Origin of the sequence: Parahaliea aestuarii (genome assembly GCF_008064635.1) — a bacterium.
Lineage (GTDB): Bacteria > Pseudomonadota > Gammaproteobacteria > Pseudomonadales > Halieaceae > Parahaliea > Parahaliea aestuarii.
Window position 1 is genome coordinate 159,859 of record NZ_VRYZ01000008.1, and the last position, 13,330, is coordinate 173,188.

Annotated in this window: 12 protein-coding genes; 4 read left to right on the forward strand and 8 right to left on the reverse strand. The window is 63.4% G+C overall.

Translation table 11 applies throughout. The features are described 5' to 3' along the window. Positions 1-69: 69 nt before the first annotated feature. The 8 genes from rseP to rpsB form a co-directional block, all read right to left on the reverse strand. The gene (gene rseP, locus FVW59_RS16935) at positions 70-1,425 is read right to left on the reverse strand and encodes an RIP metalloprotease RseP (protein WP_148065552.1); all 1,356 of its coding nucleotides are present in this window, start codon (positions 1,423-1,425) and stop codon (positions 70-72) included. Continuing rightward, entirely contained in the window at positions 1,425-2,618 is a 1,194-nt protein-coding gene (ispC, locus tag FVW59_RS16940; RefSeq protein WP_148065553.1) for a 1-deoxy-D-xylulose-5-phosphate reductoisomerase, read from the reverse strand. The genes rseP and ispC overlap by 1 nt, the downstream gene beginning before the upstream one ends. Positions 2,619-2,625: 7 nt before the next feature. Beyond that, positions 2,626-3,462 carry a phosphatidate cytidylyltransferase gene (locus FVW59_RS16945; protein ID WP_148065554.1) on the reverse strand — a complete coding sequence of 279 codons (837 nt, stop codon included), beginning with the start codon at positions 3,460-3,462 and terminating at the stop codon, positions 2,626-2,628. Next, complete coding sequence (gene uppS / locus FVW59_RS16950; RefSeq protein WP_148065555.1) at positions 3,455-4,234, reverse strand: polyprenyl diphosphate synthase; 780 nt, start codon at positions 4,232-4,234, stop codon at positions 3,455-3,457. Before uppS ends, FVW59_RS16945 begins: the two co-directional genes overlap by 8 nt. 12 nt (positions 4,235-4,246) lie before the next feature. After that, on the reverse strand, positions 4,247-4,804 hold the full coding sequence (frr, locus tag FVW59_RS16955; protein ID WP_148065556.1) for a ribosome recycling factor: 558 nt from the start codon (positions 4,802-4,804) through the stop codon (positions 4,247-4,249). A gap of 33 nt (positions 4,805-4,837) precedes the next feature. Further along, positions 4,838-5,563 carry a UMP kinase gene (gene pyrH / locus FVW59_RS16960; protein ID WP_148065557.1) on the reverse strand — a complete coding sequence of 242 codons (726 nt, stop codon included), beginning with the start codon at positions 5,561-5,563 and terminating at the stop codon, positions 4,838-4,840. A 134-nt stretch (positions 5,564-5,697) separates the two neighbouring features. Then, positions 5,698-6,555 carry a translation elongation factor Ts gene (tsf, locus tag FVW59_RS16965; protein ID WP_148065558.1) on the reverse strand — a complete coding sequence of 286 codons (858 nt, stop codon included), beginning with the start codon at positions 6,553-6,555 and terminating at the stop codon, positions 5,698-5,700. A 125-nt stretch (positions 6,556-6,680) separates the two neighbouring features. Further along, positions 6,681-7,427: a 30S ribosomal protein S2 gene (rpsB, locus tag FVW59_RS16970; RefSeq protein ID WP_148065559.1), complete on the reverse strand. Its 747-nt coding sequence runs from the start codon at positions 7,425-7,427 to the stop codon at positions 6,681-6,683. Positions 7,428-7,760: 333 nt separating this feature from the next. Between rpsB and map the strand changes: the two genes are divergently transcribed. Genes map through nth form a run of 4 tightly spaced genes read left to right on the forward strand, consistent with a single transcriptional unit; the run spans position 7,761 to position 13,084 of the window. Further along, a complete protein-coding gene (map, locus tag FVW59_RS16975) occupies positions 7,761-8,534 on the forward strand; it encodes a type I methionyl aminopeptidase (protein WP_148065560.1) in 774 nt (257 codons plus the stop codon). Between the two features lie 16 nt (positions 8,535-8,550). After that, complete coding sequence (glnD, locus tag FVW59_RS16980) at positions 8,551-11,217, forward strand: [protein-PII] uridylyltransferase (protein WP_246139780.1); 2,667 nt, start codon at positions 8,551-8,553, stop codon at positions 11,215-11,217. Positions 11,218-11,232: 15 nt separating this feature from the next. Continuing rightward, positions 11,233-12,423 (forward strand): succinyldiaminopimelate transaminase, encoded by a 1,191-nt coding sequence (dapC, locus tag FVW59_RS16985; RefSeq protein WP_148065561.1) that lies wholly within the window; start codon positions 11,233-11,235, stop codon positions 12,421-12,423. A 7-nt stretch (positions 12,424-12,430) separates the two neighbouring features. Then, complete coding sequence (gene nth / locus FVW59_RS16990; RefSeq protein ID WP_148065660.1) at positions 12,431-13,084, forward strand: endonuclease III; 654 nt, start codon at positions 12,431-12,433, stop codon at positions 13,082-13,084. Positions 13,085-13,330: the final 246 nt, after the last annotated feature.

Sequence of the window (13,330 nt, forward strand, 5' to 3'; positions counted from 1 at the left end):
AACACCGGTATGGGCCTGCCCGAAGTCAAGTTGATTGATGTTGCTTTTATCCCGCCACACTCGGTCTGATTAAAGGCGTGCGAAATCGTTATACAGGGCCAGCGCCATGATCGAGAGGACCAGGAACAGACCCAGTTGATACCCCAAAACTTGTATTTTCTCTGGTACGGGGCGCCCGGCCAGCAGCTCCACGGTGTAGTACAGGAGATGCCCACCATCCAGCACCGGGATCGGCAACAGATTGAGAACACCCAGACTGACGCTGAGCAAAGCCAGGAAGCTGATATAGGACTCCAGGCCCGACTTGGCGGACGCGGTGGCCACTTTAGCAATGGTGATGGGGCCACTCAAGTTTTTTGGCGAGATCAGCCCCTGCAGCATTTTCTTGATGGAATTAAGGGTAAATACCGTCAGATCGGCGGTGCGCTGCACGCCGGCCCCCAGTGCTTCCAGCGGACCGCGGGAAAAAGTGCGCACCAGTTCCGGGGGCATGTCCGGGACCACCACTGCCACACCCACCCGACCAAAGGCCTCGCCGTCCTCGTCGAGAATGCGCTCAGGGGTAATGCTGGTGGTTTGGCGGCTGTCGCCTCGCTGCACCTGCAGCTCGATGGACTGACCCGGGCGCGCCCGCACGTACTCGACCCAGTCCTGCCACAGGGGCATGGCGATACCGTCGGCGCTGAGCACCCGATCACCGCTTTGCAGGCCGGCGCGCTCAGCGGGGCTGTCGGGGGTAATTTCGCCCACTACGGGGAGGATGTCCGGGGTGTACATGGTGAGGCCGAGGCCGCCGAAGAGATCGGGCTGCTCCTGGTCTGCCAGCCACTCGCTGACGATGGCCTCGGACTCGTAGATGACGTCGGAGTCGGGGTATTTCACCGCGAAGGCGATGGCGCCGCTATCGCCGATGCGATCCAGTAACTGGAAGTTCACCGCCTGCCAGGTGGGGGTTTCGCGGCCGTCCACCGCGACGATTTCCTGGCCCACCTCAAGGCCGGCCACGTCGGCGACGGAGCCGGGCTTGACCTCGCCAATGACCGGCGCAAAGCCACTCTCCCCCGCCATGAACAGGCACCAGAAGGCGACAATGGCCAGGGCAAAGTTGGCCAGTGGGCCGGCCGCCACCACGGCGATACGCTGCAGTACCGGCTTGCGGTTGAAGGCCTGGTGCTGCTCCGCCGGATCGACGTCGCCCTCCCGCTCGTCCAGCATTTTTACATAGCCGCCGAGCGGTATCGCCGCCACGCTGTACTCGGTGCCCTGGCGGTCGCGCCAGGTCCACAGGGATTTGCCGAAGCCGATGGAAAAGCGCAGTACCTTGACCCCGCAGCGGCGGGCCACCCAGAAGTGCCCGTACTCGTGCACGGCCACCAGCACGGCGAGGGTGGCCAGGGTAATGGCGATTGTGTACAGCAGATCCATCAGTGTTTCCGTTTCCCCACAAGGGTGTGCGCACAGGCTCGCGCCTGCGCGTCAGCAGATTCGACCACAGCCAGCGAGTCGGGTTCAACTACCGGGATGTCGGCCAGGGTCTGCTCGATAATCGCCGGGATGGTGTCGAAGCCGATGCGCCCGTCGAGAAAGGCGGCCACGGCCACTTCGTTGGCGGCATTGCAGACCGCCATGGCGGTACCGCCGGCACTGACCGCCTCGCGCGCCAACCGCAGACAGGGAAAGCGCCCGGTATCGGGGGCCTCAAAGTCGAGACGACCCTGGGCGATCAGGTCCAGCGGCGCCACGCCGGCGTCGATACGCTCGGGCCAGGCCAGACCGTAGGCAATGGGTGTACGCATGTCGGGGTTGCCGAGCTGAGCGAGCACCGAGCCATCATCGTACTGCACCATGGAGTGCACAATACTCTGGGGGTGCACCACCACCTCGACCTGCTCCGCCGGCAAATCAAACAGCCAGCAGGCCTCAATCAGCTCCAGCCCCTTGTTCATCAGGGTGGCTGAGTCCACCGATATCTTGCGCCCCATATCCCAGTTGGGGTGGGCGCAGGCCTGCTCCGGTGTGGCGGCCGCAATCTGCGCGGCACTCCAGGTGCGGAAGGGGCCGCCAGAGGCGGTCAGCAGCACTTTACTGACACCGGCGCGACCCGGGCGACCGCCGCGATCCACCGGCAGGCACTGAAAAATAGCGTTGTGTTCACTGTCGATCGGCAGCAGCAGAGCGCCGGACTGGTGCACAGCATCCATGAACAGGTGCCCCGCCATCACCAGCGACTCCTTGTTGGCCAGCAGCACCCGCTTGCCCGCCCGGGCCGCCGCCAGCGCCGAGGGCAGACCGGCTGCGCCAACCACCGCGGCCATGACCGCATCCACCGACGCGTCAGTGGCGATGCGCAGCAATCCTTCCTCACCCTGCAATACCGTGGTGCCCAACTCGGCGGGCAGGCTACTGCGCAACTGCTCGGCGCTATCGGGACACATCATCACCGCGTATTCCGGGCGATGGGCGAGGCACTGTTCGCGCAGGGCATCCACCGAGGTATTGGCGGCCAGCGCCCAGGCCCGATAGCGATCAGGGTGGCGAGCGATGACGTCGAGGGTGCTGACCCCAATGGAACCGGTAGAACCCAGCACCGACACGGCCTGTTGCGCAAACTGACTCATAGAATGCTTACCAGCCTGCCAGCAGCAGGCCAAGGGCAAATACCGGAGCGGCACCGCAGATACTGTCCAGGCGATCCAGTACACCGCCGTGTCCGGGCAGGATGGAACCGCTGTCTTTCACGCCGCATTCGCGCTTGACCATACTGACGGCAAGATCGCCCACCACCGAAGCGAGGGCGGTGCACAGGGTCACAAAAATGACCGCCATCAGAGTGACATGTGCCATCTGCGGCGGCAGCAGGTACCAGAACACGACGGCCAGCAGCAAGGCCGAGGCCATGCCGCCCCAGAAGCCTTCCCAGGTCTTGGCGGGACTGACCGCGGCTGCCAGTTTGTGGCGACCGAAGGTCTTGCCGGCAAAGTAGGCGCCGATATCCGCCGCCGCCACCACCAACACCATGCACACCATCAGGATGCCGCCACGGGGAAAGGTCAGCAGGTAGACTGCTGCCACCCAGGCGAAGGACATCACCAGCAGGCCCATAATGCTGCGGGCGGGGACGCTGCCCCAGAGTACGGCGCTGGCTGGATAGCCCTTGACCCACAACAGCAGAAATGACCACCACAGGCAACCCAGGCCCAGTATCGGCTGGACATCGCCTGGCTCCGGCTGCTGTCCCAGACCACAATAGACATAGAGTCCGGCCAGCACGCCCAGGTTGAGCAGGACGTAGAGGCCGCGCGCCGGTGCCGGACGCCAGCCCGCCAGCGGCGCCCACTCCCAGGCACCCAGTGACACCACCAGGGCAAAGAACAGCGCCAGCCCGGGCAGCGGCAGAAAGGCCATCGCCGCCAGGAACAGGGCCGCCATGACCAGCGCGGTAAAAACCCGCTGCCTAAGCATCACCGCCTCCGGCGACCAGGTCCCCGGGAGAACGCAGACCAAAGCGACGCTCGCGCCGGCTGTAGTCCGCCAGGGCGCGGGCAAACTCCAGCTCGCCGAAGTCCGGCCACAGGGTATTGGTGAAATAGAGTTCGCTGTAGGCAAACTGCCACAGCATGAAATTGCTGATACGGGCATCGCCCCCGGTGCGGATACACAGATCCGGCGCCGGCAGGTCAGCCACCGCCATGTGCGCTGCCAGGTGCTCGGGCGTCACGGCGTCTGCGGCAAGCTCGCCGCGCTGTACCTGCTCAGCCACTTTGCCGGCCGCCTGAGCGATATCCCACTGGCCGCCGTAATCGACGGCGATCACCATGGTCGCGGCGCTGTTGTTACAGGTAAGTTGTTCGGACTGGCGCATCAGGCGCTGCAGGCGCTCGCTGAATCGGTCGCGACGGCCGATAAAGCGCAGACAGACATTGTCCCGGTCAAGTTCGCGCACCTCGTTGCGCAGGTAGCGCGACAGCAGGGCCAGCAACGCACGCACCTCGGGCTGGGGGCGCCCCCAGTTCTCGCTGGAAAACGCGAACAGGGTCAGCACCTGCACACCGGTGTCGCGGCAGGCGCGCAGCACGCCCCGCACCGCTTCAACCCCGGCGCGGTGGCCGGCGGGCCCGGGGACGCCGTTGCGACGAGCCCAGCGGTTGTTGCCGTCCATGATGATGGCAACGTGGCGGGGAACAACCTGGTCTGCTGCGGAACTCCCCTTCCCAGACCCCTCAACTGTAGACATGGACGCGATGGCTTAGATTTCCATCAGGTCTTCTTCTTTGGTGGAGAGCATGGACTCCACCTTGGCGATGTATTGGTCGGTCAGCTTCTGCACCACATCCTGGCCGCGGCGCTCGTCGTCCTCGCTGATTTCCTTTTCCTTCACCATTTCCTTCAGCATGGCCATGGCATCGCGGCGGGCGTTGCGCACCGATACCCGCGCCGCTTCCGCTTCGGACCGCGCCTGACGGATGTAACCCTTGCGGGTTTCCTCGGTCAGCATGGGCATGGGAATGCGGATCACCTCGCCGGCGGTCGCCGGGTTGAGGCCCAGATCCGACTTGTAGATGGCCTTCTCGATGTCGGGAATCATGCTTCTGTCCCAGGCAGTCAGCACCAGGGTACGGGCGTCTTCCACGTTGACATTGGCGACCTGGTTGAGAGGTGTCTCGGCGCCGTAGTAGGTCACTTTCAGGCCGTCCAGCAGACTGGGGTGGGCGCGCCCGGTGCGGATTTTGTTGAAGTTGTGGGTCAGCGCTTCCAGGCTTTTGTCCATGCGCTCAGCGGCTTCGGACTTGATATCTTCAATCATGTTTCTCTCCTTTTTATGCCTTGCTGCCGGGTGCTACTCGATCAGAGTGCCGTCCTGGCCACCGCGAACGATGTTCAGCAGCGCGCCGGGCTTCTCCATCTCGAATACCCGCACCGGCATATTGTGGTCCCGACACAGACAGATTGCCGTCAGGTCCATCACTTCCAGTTTCTTGTCCAGCACCTCATCGTAACTGAGGCGGTCGTATTTCACCGCATCCGGGTCCTTGAAGGGATCGGCAGAGTAAACCCCGTCCACCTTGGTCGCCTTCAGCACCAGTTCGGCTTCCACTTCGATGCCGCGCAGGCAGGCGGAAGAATCCGTAGTGAAGAAGGGGTTACCGGTACCGGCGCTGAAGATCACCACATCGCCGTTGCCCAGGGCGCGAATCGCCTTGCGCCGGTCGTAGTGGTCCACCACGCCGCTCATGGGAATGGAAGACATGACCTGGGTGGCGATATTGGAGCGCTCCAGCGCATCGCGCAGGGCGAGGGCGTTCATCACAGTGGCGAGCATGCCCATGTGGTCGCCGGTCACCCGGTCGAGACCCGCTGCCTGCAGTGCCGCGCCGCGGAACAGGTTGCCACCGCCGACCACCAGCCCCACCTGCACCCCGATACCGACCAACTGGCCAATTTCCAGCGCCATGTGGTCGAGCACTTTGGGGTCGATCCCGAACCTTTCGGACCCGGTGAGGGCCTCACCGCTGAGTTTCAGCAGGATACGCTTGTACTTTTTGTCGCCTGAGCCTTGGGGCATGAATCTGGTCTCCTGAGCTGGGGGCGTATATTACAGGACATTAGTGTTACACCCCAGTGCTATTTGGCTGCGGCACGCTGCTCACGCAACGAAAAACGGGGCCTTCCGGCCCCGTTCGAATCGTGCGCTGTGGCTCAGCCTTTCAGCTGCGCTGCCACCTCGTCGGCGAAGTCGACTTTCTCGACTTCGATACCTTCACCCACTTCAAAGCGGACGAAGGAAACCACTTCGGCACCGGCGCTGGCGACCAGCTTGCCAACCGTGGTGTCGGGGTCCTTGACGAAGGCCTGCTCCACCAGGGAGTTTTCGGCCAGGAACTTCTTCACACGTCCGCCGATCATCTTCTCGATGATTTCAGCCGGCTTGCCGGACTCGGCGGCCTGGGCGGTGTAGATTTCCTTCTCCTTGGCAATGGTTTCTTCCGGCATGTCGGCCGGGGAAACCACGCGCGGATTAACCGCGGCAACGTGCATGGCAACGTCTTTCGCCAGGTCCTGGTCGCCGCCTTTCAGCTCAACCAGTACCGCGATGCGGTTGTTGCCGTGCACATACTGGCCAACCACGCCGGCGTCGGCAGTGATCAGCTCAACACGGCGAACGCCGATGTTTTCGCCAATTTTCTGCACCAGACCTTCGCGGTCGGATTCCAGTTCACCGGCCATCAGGGCGGCAACGTCGGTCTGCTTGCCGGCGAAAGCCGCTTCGGCAACCTTGTCGACAAAGGCCAGGAAGCCGGCATCGCGGGCGACGAAGTCGGTTTCGCTGTTCACTTCCAGCACGATACCGTAGGAGCCGTCTTCAGCCACACGGGTGGCAACCACGCCGTCAGCGGCGGTGCGGCCAGCCTTCTTGGCGGCCTTCATGCCGCTGGACTTGCGCAGTTCTTCGATGGCTTTCTCAACATCGCCACCCGCTTCGGCCAGGGCTTTTTTACATTCAAGCAAGCCCAGTCCAGTGCGCTCGCGGAGTTCTTTAACCAGTGCTGCAGACATAGTGTCCTCCTGCTAGTCCCCCTGGGGGGAAAATCTTTTCATGCGAAACATCCCCGCCTGACGTTGCCGCCACCGGGGATAATGAGGGGCCCCGGTGACAGTATCGTGACCGGGGCGGGCGGGGCTTACTCGGCGGCCGCTTCGGCAGCTTCTTCGACGAACTCGTCCTTGGTCACCACGGCCTCACCGGATTCAGAGCGACCGGCGATACAGGCGTCGGCCACGGCGGTAACGTACAGCTTGATGGCGCGAATCGCGTCGTCGTTGCCGGGGATGACGTAGTCCACGCCATCGGGGTTGGAGTTGGTGTCCACCACGCCGATCACGGGAATACCCAGCTTGTTGGCCTCGGAGATGGCGATGCGCTCGTGGTCAACATCAACCACGAACAGCGCGTCAGGCAGGCCGCCCATGTCCTTGATACCGCCGATGGAGCGCTCGAGCTTCTCCATGTCGCGGGAGCGCATCAGCGCTTCTTTCTTGGTCAGCTTGGCGAAGGTGCCGTCGGCCTGCTGGGCTTCCAGCTCGCGCAGACGCTTGATGGAGGCGCGGATGGTCTTGTAGTTGGTCAGCATGCCGCCGAGCCAGCGGTGGCTGACATAGGGCATGCCGGCGCGCTCCGCCTGCTCCTTGATGATCTTGCCGGCGGCACGCTTGGTGCCTACGAACATGATCTTGTTCTTGTTGCCAGCCATCTTCTTCACCAGCGTCAGCGCTTCGTTGAAGGCCGGCACGGTGTGCTCGAGGTTGATGATGTGGATCTTGTTACGGGCACCAAAGATGAACTTGCCCATCTTGGGGTTCCAGTAACGGGTCTGGTGACCAAAGTGTGCGCCCGCCTGCAGCAGGTCGCGCATGCTTACTTGCGACATAATAAATACCTTGTATTTGGGTTAGTCCTCCACATATCCCCCGCCCCAAACCGGCGAACCGGCACCCTGGGAGAGGTTGCGATATGTGTGCGGCGTTAGTGTTTTCCCGCCAACGTCGACGCTCCCGGATAGAGAGGCCCCGCGGCGAGGCGCGCTTTATACCACAGTGACAGGCCAGGTTAAAGGCGAAACTGGCGCCAAATTGCCGATTCTGGCACCGGTCCTGCACTTTTGCCGACAGCTTGCGGTAGAATAGCGCCCCTCAGCCATCCTGGCGCGGCAAAGATACGCCCGGATTTCGGCACCAAAGTCTGTATTTTCAATAGGTTAGAAATGGCGGCATCCATCAAATCAGCGCAGGACTTCGAACATATGCGGGTCGCCGGCCGGCTCGCCGCGGAAGTACTGGAAATGATCGAACCCATAGTGGAACCCGGTATCACCACCGGCGAACTGGACCGCATCTGCCACGAGCACATCACCCGTGTGCAGAACGCCATTCCCGCCTGCCTCGGCTACCACGGTTTCCCCCGCTCCATCTGTACTTCGATCAACGAGGTGGTGTGCCACGGCATCCCCTCAGACAGCAAAAAGCTGAAGAGCGGCGATATCGTCAATATCGATGTCACCGTGATCAAGGAGGGCTTCCACGGCGATACCAGCATCATGGTCATGGTGGGCGAGGTGCCGGAACACGCCCAGCGCCTGGTGCGGGTCACCCAGGAATGCCTGTACAAGGCACTGGACATCGTGCGCCCCGGCACCACTCTCGGCGATATCGGCCACGTCATACAGCAGCACGCCGAGAAAAACTATTACTCGGTGGTGCGCGAGTACTGCGGCCACGGTATCGGTGAAGTCTTCCACGAAGACCCACAGGTGCTGCACTACGGTAAACCCGGAGCCGGCCTGGTGCTGGAGCCGGGCATGACCTTTACCATCGAACCGATGATCAATGCCGGTCGCCGCCACACCAAACTCAACCAGAAGGACGGCTGGACCGTGACCACCAAAGACGGGCGCCTGTCCGCCCAGTGGGAGCACACCCTCGGGGTGACCGAGGACGGCTGCGAGATCTTCACCCGCCGCAGCAACGAAAGCTTCTGAGGGAGAGCCAGCCCGCATGACTGCCGCCACCCCCGCACTGCCCGAGGCAATGTTCGATGTGACGGCCTTTACCGCCGACCTCGAGGGCACCCAACCCATCCCCCGCTGCAAGGCGGCGCTGAAAAACGCCGGCGCCTACCTCGACGGGCAATTCCACGCCGGCGTCGAAGCGGGCGACCTGATCCGCCTGCGCGCCCGCTTCATGGACGCTCTGCTTGGCACCCTCTGCGATTGCCAGCAGTGGCCGGAGCAGTTCGCCCTGGTGGCTGTGGGCGGTTACGGCCGCGGTGAACTGCACCCGCGCTCGGACGTCGACATCCTGCTGCTGGTCGGCGACGACAGCGAGAGCTGTCGCGAACCCATCGAGTCCTTCCTGACCCTGCTCTGGGATATCGGCCTGGACGTCGGCCACAGTGTGCGCAGTGTGGCCGAGTGCCGCGATGCCGCCGCCAGTGACATCACCATCCTCACCAACCTGATGGAAGCCCGGGTAATTCGCGGTAGCGAGGCCCTGATGGCCGCTGTGTCGCAAGCTATCGCCCCGGACAATATGTGGCCGATCGGCGAGTTCTTCCGCGCCAAGATGGACGAGCAGCAGGCGCGGCACAACAAGTACGCCGACACCGAATACAATCTCGAGCCCAATGTGAAGGGCTCCCCCGGAGGCCTGCGCGACCTGCAGGTGATCGGCTGGATCGCGGAGCGCCACCTGGGTGTGGCGGGCATCGACGACATCCCCTCCGGCGAATTCCTCACCCCTGACGAACGGCGCATCCTGCAGCGCGGTCGCGAATTCATGTGGCGGGTGCGCTACGCCCTGCACATGGTCACCGGCCGCGAGGAGGACCGCCTGCTGTTCGATCACCAGCGTGCCCTGGCCGAACTGTGGGGCTTTGAGGACGGCGACAAGCTGGCGGTGGAGCAGTTCATGCAGCTCTACTATCGCTGGGCCCTGGCCCTGGGCCAGCTCAACGAAGTGCTGGTGCAGAATTTCGACCAGTCCATTCTCGCCGCCAGCGGCGACGACGAACTGCGCGAGATCAACGAGCGCTTCCGTACCCGCAACGGCTACCTGGAGGTCATCGACCCCAACCTGTTCCGGCAATACCCGCCGGCCCTGCTGGAAGTGTTCCTGCTGGGGGCACAAGACAAGAGCATCCTCGGCATTGGCGCACCCACCATTCGCCTGATCCGCGACAATCGCCACCTGATTGACGACCATTTCCGCGCCGACCCGCGCAACCACCAGCTGTTCCTCGATATCCTGCGTTCGCCCTACAAAGTAACGCGCCAGCTGCGGCGCATGACGCGCTACGGCATCCTCGGCACCTACCTGCCAGAGTTCGGGCGCATCGTCGGCCAGATGCAGCACGACCTGTTCCACGCCTACACCGTGGACGCCCACACCCTGGAAGTGATCCAGAACATGCGCCGCTTCCAGAAGGCGGATTTTGAAGAGCGCTTTCCGGTTTCAAGCCGGGTGGCACGGCGCCTGCCGAAAATCGAGTTGCTGTACATCGCCGGCCTCTACCACGACATCGGCAAGGGCCGCGGCGGCGACCACTCGGAGCTGGGTGCGGTGGATGCCGAGCGCTTCTGCCAGCAGCACGGCCTGCTGCAGCGGGATACCAACCTGGTGGTGTGGCTGGTAAAGAATCACCTGCTGATGTCCGCCGTGGCCCAGCGCAAAGACATCTCCGATCCGGAAGTGATCCAGCAGTTTGCCCAGCATGTGGGAGACCAGCACCGCCTGGACTATCTGTTTGCGCTGACCGTGGCGGACATCAACGGCACCAACCCGAACCTGTGGAATGCCTGGCGCGGCAGCCTGCTGCGCCAGCTCTACACCGAGACCAAGCGCGCCCTGCGCCGGGGCCTGGAAAACCCGGTGGACAAGCAGGTGTGGATCGACGAGGCCCGCAACGCCGCCATCGATATCCTCGAGTACCGGGGCTTCACCCTCGAAGAGCTGGACGAACTCTGGCAGGAGCGTGGCGAGGACTACTTTTTACGGGAACGCGCAGAGGATATCGCCTGGCACACCGAGGCCATCGCCGGTCATCACGACAAGAGCCAGCCGCTGGTGCTGATCCGCAGCTCCAATGATTCCAGCGTGGCCAACGCCACCCAGATATTTATCCACGCGGTCTACACGCCCCAGTTGTTCTCCCGGGTGTGCGCCGAGCTGGAACAGCTCGACCTGTCGGTGCACGACGCGCGCATCTACAACGCCAATGACAACATGACCCTGGATACCTTTTTCGTGCTGGATACCGACGGCGCCTCCATCGCCGAGGATGGCGCCCGCCTGCGCCATATCAAGGAGCACCTGTCCCGCAGCCTGGGCCAGGACGGTGGCAAGCCCAGCGTGGTGCAACGGCTGACTCCGCGGCAGATGAAGTCCTTCGCCATTCCCACCGAGACCCGCATGAGCGTGGACAGCATCAAGCACGTCAGCGTGCTGGAGGTGGCCTCGCCCGATCGCCCCGGCCTGCTGGCGCGCATCGGCCAGGTGTTCGTGGAGCAGGACGTGGTGCTACAGGCCGCCAAGATCCAGACCCTCGGCGAGCGGGTGGAAGACGTGTTCTTCATCACCGACGAGGACGACCAGCCCATTACCGACCCGGCGCGCTGCGAGGCCATCCAGCAGGCCATCCGCGACCGTCTCGACAAACAGCTTTAAACAGGCTCCGCCACGATGAATCCACAGCTCGAGCTGCTGCACCCCTACCCCTTTGAGAAATTGCGCGAACTGTTCGCCGACATTACCCCCAGCGCCGCGCACAGCCCGGTCGCCCTGTCCATCGGCGAACCGCGCCACGCCTCACCGCCCTTCGTGCTGGAAACCCTGGCCGGGCATCTGGACAAGCTGGCCAACTACCCCGCCACGGCCGGCATTGCGGCGCTGCGGGAAGCCATCGCCAGCTGGCTGACCGGCCGTTTCCAGTTGCCGGGTGTCGACCCCGAACGCCAGGTGCTGCCGGTCAACGGCACCCGGGAAGCCCTGTTCGCCATCGCCCAGGCGGTGATTGCGCCGGGCAGTGGCGCCAGCGTGATCTGCCCCAACCCCTTCTACCAGATCTATGAAGGGGCGGCCCTGCTGGCGGGAGCAGAGCCGGTGTTTATCGACTGTTTGGCCGACAACGGGTTCATACCCGACTTCGACAGCATCGATGAAGCACAGTGGCAACGCTGCCAGCTGCTGTACCTGTGCAGCCCCGGCAACCCCAGCGGCGCGGTACTGCCACTGGAAACCCTGCAGCAACTGATCGCCCTGGCGCGGCAATACGACTTTGTTATCGCCAGCGACGAGTGCTACTCCGAGATCTACCCGGACGAGGGCAATCCACCCCCGGGTCTGCTGCAGGCCTGCGCGGCGATGGGCGATACCGACTACCGCAACTGCCTGGTATTCCACAGCCTGTCCAAGCGCTCCAACCTGCCCGGCCTGCGCTCCGGCTTTGTTGCCGGCGATGCCGACCTGATCGGGAAATTCCTGCGCTACCGCACCTACCACGGCTGCGCCATGCCACTGCATCACCAGTACGCCAGCATCGCGGCCTGGGGCGACGAGGCGCACGTGGTGGAAAACCGCCGCCTGTACCGGCAAAAATTTGACGCCGTGCTGGGCATCCTGGGCGGCCATCTCGATGCCTGCCGTCCCGATGCCGGTTTCTACCTGTGGCCCGCCACACCGATCGCCGACACCGACTTCGCCCGCGCCCTGCTGCGCGACGCCAACGTCACCGTCCTGCCCGGCCGCTACCTGGCCCGCGATGCCGGCAGGGGCAATCCGGGTGAAGGACGGGTGCGCATGGCACTGGTAGCCGAACCGGCGGCCTGTGTGGACGCGGCCGAACGCATTGTCGATGTCATAAAAGGGCTGTAAGGCCGTGCTGAAAAAAGCCGAGCGGGTTGACTACATCCTGCAGCGCCTGCAGCAACTCTACCCCGAAACCCCGGTGCCGCTGGATCACACTGACGCCTTTACGCTGCTGGTAGCGGTATTGCTGTCGGCCCAGTGCACCGACGAACGGGTCAACCAGGTCACCCCCGCCCTCTTCGCGCTGGCCGATAACCCGGTGGACATGGCGGCGCTGGATGTGGAGCAGATTCGCGCGATAATCCGCCCCTGTGGCCTGTCACCGCAAAAGTCAAAGGCGATCAAGCGCCTGTCGGAGATCCTGCTGGAGGAGCACGGCGGCGAGGTGCCGGCGAATATGGAAGCGCTGGAGCGCCTGCCCGGAGTCGGCCACAAGACGGCCAGTGTGGTGATGTCGCAGGCCTTTGGGGTGCCGGCTTTCCCGGTGGACACGCATATCCACCGCCTGGCCCAGCGCTGGGGGCTGACCAGCGGCAAGAATGTGGTGCAGACGGAGCGCGACCTGAAACGGCTGTTCCCGGAGGCCTACTGGAACCGGCTGCATCTGCAGATTATTTTCTACGGGCGGGAGTTTTGTACGGCCCGCGGCTGTGATGGCCGGGTGTGTGAGATCTGCCGCACCTGTTATCCGGAGCGGAAGCATCCGAAGAGGACGTTGAAGGCCTGAACGTTCTAACGTGAGCGGCTGGTTTCGAATTTTTGCAGGGCAGTTACGGCAAGAACGAACCTGATATATGCAGTGGCGGCGCGGCCACCGGGAATGCCTTCGATTCTGGCTATCTACCAATCAAGTAAGCCGGCACCCGCTCTTTCTGCTTTCTTCAATATCCTGCCGCACCACCGCCGGCGGTTCTGGCCAGATCCTCCGATGCTTAAATCGAAGGGACGTCGTCGGAGAGGCCCTTGGCGGACT

What these genes read in the sequence shown, in the direction of transcription:
- FVW59_RS16945 (WP_148065554.1), bottom strand. Translation starts at nt 3,462, where the DNA reads ATGCTTAGGCAGCGGGTTTTTACCGCGCTGGTCATGGCGGCCCTGTTC.
- rpsB (WP_148065559.1), bottom strand. Translation starts at nt 7,427, where the DNA reads ATGTCGCAAGTAAGCATGCGCGACCTGCTGCAGGCGGGCGCACACTTT.
- pyrH (WP_148065557.1), bottom strand. Translation starts at nt 5,563, where the DNA reads ATGCCCCAAGGCTCAGGCGACAAAAAGTACAAGCGTATCCTGCTGAAA.
- map (WP_148065560.1), top strand. Translation starts at nt 7,761, where the DNA reads ATGGCGGCATCCATCAAATCAGCGCAGGACTTCGAACATATGCGGGTC.
- tsf (WP_148065558.1), bottom strand. Translation starts at nt 6,555, where the DNA reads ATGTCTGCAGCACTGGTTAAAGAACTCCGCGAGCGCACTGGACTGGGC.
- rseP (WP_148065552.1), bottom strand. Translation starts at nt 1,425, where the DNA reads ATGGATCTGCTGTACACAATCGCCATTACCCTGGCCACCCTCGCCGTG.
- uppS (WP_148065555.1), bottom strand. Translation starts at nt 4,234, where the DNA reads ATGTCTACAGTTGAGGGGTCTGGGAAGGGGAGTTCCGCAGCAGACCAG.
- frr (WP_148065556.1), bottom strand. Translation starts at nt 4,804, where the DNA reads ATGATTGAAGATATCAAGTCCGAAGCCGCTGAGCGCATGGACAAAAGC.
- dapC (WP_148065561.1), top strand. Translation starts at nt 11,233, where the DNA reads ATGAATCCACAGCTCGAGCTGCTGCACCCCTACCCCTTTGAGAAATTG.
- glnD (WP_246139780.1), top strand. Translation starts at nt 8,551, where the DNA reads ATGACTGCCGCCACCCCCGCACTGCCCGAGGCAATGTTCGATGTGACG.
- ispC (WP_148065553.1), bottom strand. Translation starts at nt 2,618, where the DNA reads ATGAGTCAGTTTGCGCAACAGGCCGTGTCGGTGCTGGGTTCTACCGGT.